This is a genomic window from Tepidanaerobacter sp. GT38, assembly GCF_021991635.1.
Taxonomy (GTDB): domain Bacteria; phylum Bacillota; class Thermosediminibacteria; order Thermosediminibacterales; family Tepidanaerobacteraceae; genus DTU063.
In genome coordinates this window covers 1-11,005 of sequence record NZ_JAFFJA010000106.1, presented here as the reverse complement: position 1 = coordinate 11,005, position 11,005 = coordinate 1, and the positions used below count along the sequence as shown (strand labels likewise).

Here is an 11,005-nt window from a genome sequence, read left to right as displayed (position 1 = left end):
GTGACCTATTGTACCTATGTTTACATGGGGTTTGGTCCTCTCAAATTTTTGCTTTGCCATGTTTTTCCTCCTTGATCTTTCTTATCCGTTAATAATAGAATCAGCTATATTTTTAGGAACCTCAGCATAGTGGGAGAATTGCATGGTGTAAACACCGCGGCCTTGAGTCTTTGACCTTAAATCGGTGGCATAACCGAACATTTCTGCCAAAGGCACAAATCCTCTGACTACTTGGGCTCCTCCTCGAGGTTCCATTCCCTCTATCTGCCCTCTGCGAGAATTGATGTCTCCAATGACATCGCCTAAATACTCTTCAGGCACAACAACCTCGACTTTCATGATTGGTTCCAATAGCACTGGTGAGGCTTTCTTCATACCTTCTTTAAATGCCATGGAACCTGCTATTTTAAATGCCATTTCAGAAGAGTCTACTTCATGGAAAGAACCATCGTATAGAGTGACTTTTACATCTACAACGGGATATCCAGCTAATACACCACTGGTTAACGCTTCACGCACACCGGCATCTACGGCAGGAATAAATTCCTTGGGTATTACGCCACCAACAATTTTATTTACAAACTCGTAGCCTTTGCCTGGCTCTAATGGCTCAATTTCCAACCAAACATGGCCGTATTGACCTCTTCCGCCTGACTGTCTGACGAATTTGCCCTCTGATTTTACTGATTTGCGTATGGTTTCCTTATATGCAACTTGAGGTTTGCCCACATTTGCTTCTACCTTAAATTCTCTAAGCATTCTGTCTACGATTATCTCAAGATGAAGTTCTCCCATACCGGCAATAATAGTTTGGCCTGTTTCCTGCTCTGTATAAGCCTTAAATGTGGGGTCTTCTTCCGCAAGTTTCTGCAGGGCAACGCCCATTTTGTCCTGGTCTGCCTTAGTTTTAGGCTCAATAGCCACTCTAATGACAGGCTCAGGAAACTGCATGGATTCCAGAATTATAGGATGTTCTTCACTGGTTAAGCTGTCGCCGGTGGTTGTATCTTTAAGCCCTACCGCTGCAACAATATCGCCGGTCATTACTTCATCAACTTCTTGGCGATGATTAGCGTGCATGTAGAGAATTCGCCCTATGCGCTCTCTTTTTTGTTTGGTAGAGTTGTAAACGTAAGAACCCGAGGTAAGTTTTCCTGAGTAAACTCTAAAGTAAGTCAGTTTTCCAACATAAGGGTCGCTCACTATCTTAAATGCCAATGCGGAAAAAGGTTCATCATCGCTTGGGTGTCGTTCAATTTCTTCTCCGGTATCCGGATTTATTCCCTTTACAGCCGGTATATCCAGAGGTGAAGGCAAATAGTATACTATAGCATCCAATAAAAGCTGTACACCTTTATTTTTATAAGAAGAACCGCATAAAACGGGTGTAATCTTTACTTCTATACAACCCTTTCTAAGGGCCCTTCGTATCTCTTCCTCTGAAATTTCTTCGCCTTCCAAATACTTCATCATTATTTCTTCATCAATGTCAGAAAGTGCTTCCAGCATTCTTTCCCGCTGCTCTTGAGCTTTGTCTTTTAGCTCTTCCGGTATCTCTTCTTCACGCACTTCAGTTCCCACATCGTTTAAATATATATAAGCTTTTTGATGGACTAAGTCCACAACACCTTTAAAATCAGCCTCACTACCTATAGGCATCTGTATCGGAACCGGATTGGCACCCAGCCTTTCTTTCATCATGGTTATTACATTCTCAAAATCTGCTCCGATGATATCCATTTTGTTGATATAAGCAATTCTGGGGACTCTGTACTTATCCGCTTGACGCCATACCGTCTCCGACTGAGGCTCTACACCTCCCTTAGCACAAAAAACAGCCACTGAACCGTCGAGAACTCGCAAAGACCTTTCAACTTCCACCGTAAAGTCCACGTGCCCTGGCGTATCGATAATATTTATGCGATGATCTTTCCAGTAACAGGTAGTAGCAGCCGATGTGATGGTAATTCCCCTCTCCTGTTCTTGGTCCATCCAATCCATTACGGCTGAACCTTCATGCGTCTCTCCCATTTTATGAACTTTTCCTGTGTAAAAAAGTATTCTTTCTGTTGTAGTTGTCTTACCAGCGTCTATATGTGCCATGATACCTATGTTTCTTGTCTTTTCTAATGCAACTTGCCTAGGCACAATCTACACTTCCTTTCTACTAAAGTCTTTACTGTTCAACGGCTGGCTACCATCTATAATGTGCAAAGGCTTTGTTAGCTTCAGCCATCTTATGGGTTTCTTCTCTCTTCTTAACTGCTCCACCCATATTGTTGGCCGCATCCATAATTTCTGCGGCAAGTCTCTCCGCCATTGTTCTTTCACCGCGTTTTCTAGCAAAATCAACTAACCATCTAATCCCAAGAGTATACCTTCTCTCCTGTCTTACATCAGAAGGCACCTGGTAGGTAGCACCACCTACTCTTCTGGGTCTAACTTCAACTACTGGCATTACGTTTTTCATGGCTTCCTGAAAAACTTCCATGGGGTCTTTACCAGTTTTTTGCGCAACAATATCAAATGCTTTATAGCAGATCTTCTGAGCTATGCCTTTTTTACCATCGTACATGACCTTATTGATAAGCTTTGTTACCAATTTGTCATGGTAAACGGGATCTTCTTGAACTGGTCTTACCCCTATATGACCACGTCTAGGCATCATATCCCTCCTTTACTATTTGTCTTTGGGTTTTTTGGCACCGTAAAGCGACCTGCCCTGTTTGCGGTTTGCCACACCTGCAGCATCTAATGCTCCTCTAATAATGTGGTATCTAACACCTGGTAAATCTTTGACTCTGCCACCGCGGATTAGTACCACTGAGTGTTCTTGTAGGTTGTGGCCGATGCCTGGGATATAGGCCGTAACTTCAATGCCATTGGTAAGCCTTACCCTGGCAATTTTTCTTAAAGCTGAGTTAGGCTTTTTAGGCGTAGTAGTTTTTACTACAGTGCAAACTCCTCTTTTTTGCGGTGAGCCTTTAAGGGCAGGAGCCGTAGATTTGTATTCTACTTTCTTTCTTCCCTTCCTAACTAATTGATTTATCGTTGGCACTCTTGCACCTCCTCCCATGTGATAAATTGACAATAGTTGTCACAAAAAAAGATGCCCTTTAGAGGGGCATCTTACAAACAAAGATTATAAATTTAAGATTGCAGCTGATGCTGCCCCTACCTGAATTCCGCAGGCCTCCCCCAATTCTTTCATGGTACTTACATACACTGGTTCAATGCCTTTTTTGAGGCAAAGCTCTTTCAGCGGCAAAACTACATGTTCATCAGCATCCTGAGCAATGAAGACAACACTAACTTGACCTTTGTCAACTGCTTTCAAAGTCTGCTTAGTACCAATGATTTTATTGGGGGACTTTTTCAGTTTATCAAGCATTTCCTCCGCCCTCCCATTTAATTGTAAAAGAGAGCTTCAAGATACACTCATATATTCTACCATCATAGAACCTAGCTGTCAATAACTGAACTCTCTTCAATTGCCTCAGGTTCTCCAGCTTCGTTTATTTGTTCATCAGGTAAGCCAATGCTTATATTCCTATAGCGACTCATTCCAGTTCCCGCCGGGATCAGTTTACCGATAATGACGTTTTCTTTAAGACCTAGCAGCGGATCTGTCTTACCTTTTATCGCAGCATCTGTAAGAACCCTTGTGGTCTCCTGGAACGAAGCTGCCGACAGGAATGACTCTGTTGCAAGAGAGGCTTTTGTAATACCCAAGAGCACTCGCTTGCCCTTAGCCGGGGTTTTCCCTGCCTGCATCATTTCATTATTTAAGTCCTCAAATTCAAACACATCTATTAACTCACCTGGAAGCAGCTCTGTGTCTCCAGGATCCTCTACTTTAACTTTCTTAAGCATTTGGCGTATAATTATCTCTATATGTTTATCGTTGATATCTACGCCCTGCAACCTGTATACTCTAAGCACTTCCTGAAGCAGGTAAGTCTGAACTCCACGAATACCCTTTATCTTTAGTATATCATGGGGATTTACAGAGCCCTCGCACAATTCGTCACCGGCTTCGACTACAGAGCCGTTTTCTACTTTCAGCCGTGCACCATAAGGCACTTGGTAAACTTTGACTTCACCGGTTGGAGTTGTAATTTCGACTTCTCGCTTCTTCTTGCTCTCGAGAATCCTAACTGTTCCGCCTACTTCAGTAATCACCGCTTGCCCTTTGGGCTTTCGCGCTTCAAATAATTCCTCAACTCTTGGGAGACCCTGAGTAATATCCTGACCTGCTACACCGCCTGTATGGAATGTCCTCATGGTAAGCTGCGTTCCCGGTTCTCCAATAGACTGAGCAGCTATGATTCCAACAGCTTCACCGATATCAACAGGCTTTCCGGTAGCCAGGTTTTTACCATAGCACCTTGCGCATACACCGTGCCTGGTTCTGCAAGTTAATACTGAGCGAATATCTACTTCCTGTATGCCTGCTTTTATGATGCGATTGGCCATGTCTTCAGTTATGAGCTCATTAGCGTGGACTATTACTTCTCCTGTGTTTGGATCTATCACATCATGTTGAGCATAGCGCCCTTCAATGCGTTCTTTCAAGTCTTCAATTACCTCATTGCCATCTTTGATAGCTCTTACGGTAATACCATCGGTTGTGCCACAATCTATCTCTCTGACTATGACGTCCTGGCTTACGTCTACCAAGCGGCGCGTCAGGTATCCTGAGTCAGCTGTCCTAAGTGCCGTATCAGCTAACCCTTTTCTTGCTCCGTGAGTTGATATAAAGTATTCCAATACAGTAAGACCTTCCCGGAAATTAGCCTTAATAGGCAGGTCTATAATTCTGCCTGATGGATCAGCCATAAGGCCACGCATACCTGCCAACTGCCTTATCTGCTGCTTGTTACCTCTTGCTCCTGAGTTTGCCATCATGTAAATGGAGTTAAAGCGGTCAAGAGAATTCATCAATGCCTCAGTAACTCTTTCTGTTGCACTTGACCAAATATCCAGGGTTCTTTCATATCTTTCTTCTTCAGATATAAGGCCTCTTCTGTACAGCAATTCTATCTGATCAACTTGCTCTTCGGCCTCAGATAAAATCTTCTCTTTCTCTTTGGGTATTTCTATATCTGTTACACCTATGGTAATTCCAGCTCTTGTAGCATATTCAAAACCTGTCTTCTTAATCTTATCTAAAACTTCGGCAGTAACTGTGGCCCCGTGCAATCTATAGCATCTGTCTACAATATCTCCTAATTTGCCTTTATCTACTAATGTATTGAGCTCAAGATCAAATAAATTTTCTTCCTTGGTTCTGTCCACATAGCCAAGATCCTGAGGAATAGCTTCATTGAAAATAAGGCGGCCTGTTGTGGTTTTAATTGTCTTGTAACGCTTTACTCCGTTTATCTCTTTGGTTATCCTGACATTGACCAGGGCATGAAGGCTAACTTCGCCCATATTATATGCCATAATCGCTTCCTCGGGACTTGAAAAGTACTTGCCTTCACCCTTTTCTCCGGGTCTCTCCATTGTCAGGTAATATACTCCTAATACCATATCCTGTGTAGGTGTTGTTACGGGCTTTCCATCCTGAGGCTTTAATATGTTATTAGTAGAAAGCATCAAAAGCCTTGCTTCAGCTTGGGCTTCTGCTGAAAGAGGCAGATGTACTGCCATCTGGTCGCCATCAAAGTCCGCATTGTAAGCAGTACATACCAATGGATGGATCTGTATTGCACGGCCTTCTACCAACACAGGCTCAAAAGCCTGAATGCCCAAACGGTGCAAGGTAGGCGCTCGGTTTAAAAGCACCGGATGCTCTTTTATAATATCTTCAAGGACATCCCACACCTCAGGCCTTACCCGTTCCACCATGCGCTTTGCACTTTTTATATTGTGAGCGTGACCGTCAGAAACCAGCTTTTTCATTACAAAAGGTTTAAACAACTCAAGGGCCATCTCTTTAGGTAGGCCGCATTGATAGAGTTTAAGTTCAGGGCCTACTACAATAACGGAACGACCTGAGTAGTCAACGCGCTTTCCCAATAAGTTCTGGCGGAAACGGCCTTGCTTACCTTTTAACATATCACTTAAGGATTTTAAGGGCCTATTGCCCGGACCAGTAACAGGTCTGCCACGGCGGCCGTTATCTATGAGAGCATCTACAGCTTCCTGAAGCATGCGCTTTTCGTTTCGCACAATAATGTCAGGTGCCCCTAAATCCAAAAGCCGTTTTAAGCGATTGTTTCTGTTGATAACACGCCTGTATAAATCATTCAGATCAGATGTAGCAAATCGACCCCCGTCCAGTTGCACCATTGGGCGCAGATCTGGTGGAATCACGGGAATAACTTCTAATATCATCCATTCAGGTTTATTATTTGACTTTCTAAAGGCTTCTACTACTTCTAGCCTTCTTAAAATCCTGATTCGCTTTTGGCCGGTAGCATCTTTTAACTCTGCCCGGAGCTCCTTTGCCAGCTTCTCACAGTCGATTTCAGCTAAAAGTTCCTTTATGGCTTCAGCTCCCATGCCGGCTCTAAAGGCATTGCCGTATTTTTCTCTGTATTCCCTGTACTCTTTTTCATTGAGAAGCTGTTTTTTCATAAGACTTGTATTGCCTGGGTCAATTACAATATATGAAGCAAAATATATTACCTTTTCCAAAGAACGGGGCGACATATCTAAAATTAAACCGATACGGCTGGGTATTCCCTTTAAAAACCATATATGAGATACCGGAGCTGCCAGTTCTATGTGCCCCATTCGTTCACGGCGGACTTTTGACTTAGTAACTTCTACACCACAGCGATCGCAAATGACACCTTTGTATCTTACTCTTTTATATTTACCGCAATGGCACTCCCAATCCTTGACAGGACCAAATATCCGCTCACAAAACAGACCTTGTTTTTCAGGTTTTAAGGTTCTGTAGTTTATTGTCTCCGGTTTTTTTACCTCACCTTTAGACCATGCCCTTATCTGTTCCGGTGAAGCAAGACCGATCTTTATGGAATCAAAATAATTGAGTTCCAACAAGTGTTTCTCTCCCTTCGCAGCTTGGTTGAGATTTAAATATCATCCAAGGTCTCGTCTTTATCGATGAAAGGAAAATCTTCATCTAGCTCCAGATTTTCGTCATCGTAGTCCTCATAATAGATGATATCGCTCTCATCATTTTCATCAACTTCATCGGCTTCTTCTGCCTCCGTATCTTCACTGTCATCGGTAAAAGTGCTCTGCCCATCTTCCAGACCTTCTATATTTACATCTAATGGTGAATCTTCATCTTCATCATCGTCATCTTCTTTAATCTGTATCTCTCCGCCTTCATCAGATAGCACTTTTACATCCAATGCCAATGACTGAAGTTCCTTTATTAAAACTTTAAAGGATTCCGGTATGCCGGGCTCTGGCACGTTTTCACCTTTGACAATGGCTTCATAGGTTTTTACACGACCTACGACATCGTCGGATTTGACCGTAAGCAGCTCTTGCAGTGTATAGCTTGCGCCATAGGCCTCTAATGCCCAAACTTCCATTTCGCCAAAGCGCTGTCCACCGAACTGAGCCTTTCCACCTAAGGGCTGCTGGGTTACAAGTGAGTATGGGCCAGTCGAGCGGGCATGGATTTTATCGTCAACTAAGTGGGCAAGTTTTAGCATGTACATGTAACCAACCGTCACACGTCGATCAAAGGGAAGGCCCGTGCGACCATCTCTAAGTACTGTCTTGCCATCTTCAGGAAGATTGGCCTTCTTTAGCGTCTCAAAAATTTCACTTTCTTCTGCACCATCGAAGACCGGTGTTGCCACATGCCAACCTAATGCTTTGGCAGCCCATCCCAGGTGAGCTTCGAGAACCTGACCAATGTTCATACGAGAAGGCACTCCAAGAGGATTTAGTACTATATCTATAGGAGTTCCGTCAGGTAAGAAAGGCATATCCTCTACAGGCAATATCCGCGAAATTACACCTTTGTTACCGTGACGACCTGCCATTTTATCCCCTTCAGATATTTTCCGCTTTTGTGCTATATAGACCCTCACCTGTTCATTGACACCGGGAGGAAGTTCATCTCCGTTTTCTCTGCTAAACACCTTAACATCAACAACGATGCCGTATTCGCCGTGAGGCACTCTTAGGGAAGTATCCCTCACCTCTCGAGCCTTTTCACCGAAAATTGCCCTAAGCAATCGCTCTTCTGCAGTTAACTCGGTTTCACCCTTAGGAGTTACTTTGCCTACCAGAATATCTCCTGCGCGGACTTCAGCACCTATTCTAATTATTCCCCGTTCATCTAAATCTTTTAACGCCTCTTCACCTACATTGGGCACATCCCTAGTGATCTCCTCTGGCCCCAGCTTGGTATCTCGGGCTTCAGCCTCATATTGTTCTATGTGAATTGAGGTAAAAACATCATCTCTGACTAAGCGCTCCGAAATTAATATGGCATCTTCATAGTTATAGCCTTCCCAGGGCATAAAGGCTATTAGCACGTTGCGACCTAATGCTAGTTCACCATGGTCAGTAGAGGGGCCGTCAGCTATAGGCTGGCCTTTTACAACCTTATCTCCTTTTTTAACAATAGGCCTTTGATTTATGCAAGTGCCCTGGTTTGATCTTAAGAATTTATGGACTTTGTAAACATCAAGGTTGTTATCGCTGTCTCTGCGGACCACAATTTCACGGGCTGTAACTCTCTCTACAACACCACTGTTTTTAGCAATAATCATTACACCAGAATCAACTGCAACCTTATGCTCGATGCCAGTTCCCACCAAAGGTGCCTCAGTTTGCAAGAGGGGCACTGCCTGACGCTGCATGTTTGCACCCATAAGAGCACGGTTAGCGTCATCATGCTCCAAGAACGGAATCAGGGCCGCAGCCACTGACACCAGCTGTTTCGGCGACACGTCCATATAATCTACATCTTCTGCAGGGACTACTATGATCTCATCGGCATAACGGGCAACTACTCTCTTTTGTATAAACCTTCCTTCTTCATCAAGAGGTGCATTAGCCTGAGCTATGATGTATGCATCTTCTTCGTCAGCGGTCAAATACTCAATTTCATTTGTAACAACGCCTCGCTCCTTATCCACTTTGCGGTAAGGAGTTTCTATAAATCCGTATTTATTTACCCTTGCATAAGTACTTAGGGACCCGATTAAGCCGATGTTGGGACCTTCTGGTGTCTCAATTGGGCACATACGGCCATAGTGTGAATGGTGGACGTCGCGGACTTCAAAACCCGCCCTGTCGCGGCTTAAACCGCCAGGACCTAGAGCACTGAGTCTGCGCTTATGAGTCAATTCAGCCAGAGGATTAGTCTGATCCATAAACTGAGAGAGCTGGCTGCTTCCAAAAAATTCCTTTATAGCTGCTACAACGGGACGGATATTTATAAGGCCTTGGGGTGTGATTGTATCCACATCCTGGATAGTCATGCGTTCCTTGACTACCCTTTCCATTCTGGCAAGACCTATGCGGAATTGGTTTTGCAAAAGTTCACCTACCGAACGAAGGCGCCTGTTGCCAAGATGGTCAATATCGTCAATGTTGCCAATTCCATAAGGAAGATTAATAAAGTAGTTGATGGCTGCTATAATATCTTCTACTGTGATATGCTTTTCAGTTCTTTGACCTTCAGGACCAGGTTCATCAGAGTATCCGTTGCTTATAACCTTGACTATTTTAGGGTTATAATCGGTGCGTGTTCTCGACTCTAACCCGTCTTCCAGCTGGATTTTAAGCTCTTTAATTTTCAATGATTCAAGAAGTTCCGCGGTCTTGCGGTCGATTTTTTGGCCCCTCTTTAGAATTACCTCTCCAGTTGTAGGATCTTCCACATCTTCTGCACTGATTTTGCCTAAAATGCGGTCTCTGAGTCTTAATTTTTTATTAAATTTATAGCGGCCTACATGAGCTAAATCATACCGTTTGGGATCAAAAAACAAAGATTCTAGTAAGGATTTGGCATTTTCAACTGTGGGCGGTTCACCAGGTCTAAGTCTTTTGTAAATTTCTATAAGAGCTTCATTTTGGTTTTCCGTGTTGTCCTTTTCAAATGTGCGCAAAATCTTTTCATCTTCACCCATAAGCTCCAGTATCTGGGCATTTGACCCATATCCTAAAGCTCGAATCAAAACAGTAATGGGCAGCTTACGAGTTCTGTCAATTCGAACGTACAAGACATCATTTGAGTCCATCTCCATTTCCAGCCAGGCTCCCCTGTTGGGAATAACTGTTCCGGAAAAAATCTCTTTGCCGTTTTTATCCCGCTGACTGTCAAAATAAACACCTGGAGAGCGGACCAGCTGGCTTACAATAACCCTTTCGGCACCGTTAATAATAAAAGTGCCGTTTTCGGTCATCAATGGGAAATCTCCCATGAAAACCTCTTGCTCTTTTACTTCTCCGGTTTCCTTATTAATCAACCGGACCTTGACTTTAAGGGGAACAGCATAAGTTACATCTCTTTCACGACACTCATCTTCCGTGTACTTTGGTGTAGATTCTAGCTTGTGATCGATAAATTCCAATACCAAATTACCCGTAAAATCTTCGATTGGCGAAATGTCCTCAAATACTTCTCTGATGCCTTCATTTAAAAACCACTGATACGAATCCTTCTGAATCTCGATTAAATCAGGCATGCCCATAACTTCATCGATTTTAGAATAATTCCATCGGGTGCGATTGCCTATGGCAATAGGTTGAACCATGTGTTTCCCTCACCCCTCATTATAAGTAAAAATAGCCAAAAGCGGACTTATACCTTACTTTTGGTTTTAAGACAAAAATATCTATTATACTATCTCCTAAAACAGGAAGCATTATACAATTTTATGGATATATTTTTACAGATTATTTTATAAAAAGACACGAAATATGTACTTGGCTTTACATAGGAATCCTAAAAGTATGGCATGATTTTTGCTTATGATTGTGCAGTTTAGTATAATACCACATTTTTTCAAGTATGTCAACTTTTTATGTCCTAAATTGTTGTTATTCTGTGATA

At 43.1% G+C, this 11,005-nt stretch carries 6 protein-coding genes; all 6 read right to left on the bottom strand.

The features are described 5' to 3' along the window. Window positions 1-81: 81 nt before the first annotated feature. Window positions 82-2,148 carry an elongation factor G gene (gene fusA, locus JT739_RS11700; protein ID WP_370642671.1) on the bottom strand — a complete coding sequence of 689 codons (2,067 nt, stop codon included), beginning with the start codon at window positions 2,146-2,148 and terminating at the stop codon, window positions 82-84. Window positions 2,149-2,194: 46 nt separating this feature from the next. Continuing rightward, on the bottom strand, window positions 2,195-2,665 hold the full coding sequence (gene rpsG / locus JT739_RS11695) for a 30S ribosomal protein S7 (RefSeq protein WP_237661309.1): 471 nt from the start codon (window positions 2,663-2,665) through the stop codon (window positions 2,195-2,197). A 15-nt stretch (window positions 2,666-2,680) separates the two neighbouring features. Continuing rightward, window positions 2,681-3,058 (bottom strand): 30S ribosomal protein S12, encoded by a 378-nt coding sequence (gene rpsL / locus JT739_RS11690; RefSeq protein WP_237661308.1) that lies wholly within the window; start codon window positions 3,056-3,058, stop codon window positions 2,681-2,683. An 84-nt stretch (window positions 3,059-3,142) separates the two neighbouring features. After that, window positions 3,143-3,391, bottom strand: coding sequence for a ribosomal L7Ae/L30e/S12e/Gadd45 family protein (locus JT739_RS11685; RefSeq protein WP_237661307.1), 249 nt, complete (start codon window positions 3,389-3,391; stop codon window positions 3,143-3,145). Between the two features lie 71 nt (window positions 3,392-3,462). After that, window positions 3,463-7,017 (bottom strand): DNA-directed RNA polymerase subunit beta', encoded by a 3,555-nt coding sequence (gene rpoC, locus JT739_RS11680; RefSeq protein ID WP_237661306.1) that lies wholly within the window; start codon window positions 7,015-7,017, stop codon window positions 3,463-3,465. 32 nt (window positions 7,018-7,049) lie between these two features. Next, window positions 7,050-10,706 (bottom strand): DNA-directed RNA polymerase subunit beta, encoded by a 3,657-nt coding sequence (gene rpoB / locus JT739_RS11675; RefSeq protein ID WP_237661305.1) that lies wholly within the window; start codon window positions 10,704-10,706, stop codon window positions 7,050-7,052. Window positions 10,707-11,005 lie beyond the last annotated feature (299 nt).